Origin of the sequence: Stenotrophomonas sp. SrG, assembly GCF_050031795.1 — a bacterium.
Classification (GTDB): domain Bacteria; phylum Pseudomonadota; class Gammaproteobacteria; order Xanthomonadales; family Xanthomonadaceae; genus Stenotrophomonas; species Stenotrophomonas rhizophila_A.
Genome location: NZ_JBNBBE010000867.1, coordinates 1 through 244, shown reverse-complemented (window position 1 = coordinate 244; position 244 = coordinate 1). Strand labels below are relative to the sequence as shown.

Annotated in this window: 1 pseudogene; it reads left to right on the top strand. The window is 64.8% G+C overall.

The features are described 5' to 3' along the window. Positions 1-18 precede the first annotated feature (18 nt). Positions 19-244: pseudogene (locus tag ACQG3P_RS21990) on the top strand (manganese efflux pump MntP family protein); the annotation flags it as partial.

Genomic DNA, 244 nt, shown 5'->3' with positions numbered 1-244 from the left:
CACCTGCACTGTCGTGTGATGTCCCCCATTTCTATGCTGTTGATCGGCTTGGCCATGTCCACCGATGCCTTCGCCGCGGCTATCGGCAAAGGCGCTGCCATGCGCTAGCCGCGATTTCCCGATGCGCTGCGTGCCGGCCTCATCTTCGGTGGGATCGACGGCCTTCGGCCGGTGATCGGCTGGTTGCTCGGCCGCGCCGCGTGGTGCTACGTGCAGGCCTTCGACCACTGGATCGCCTTCGTGA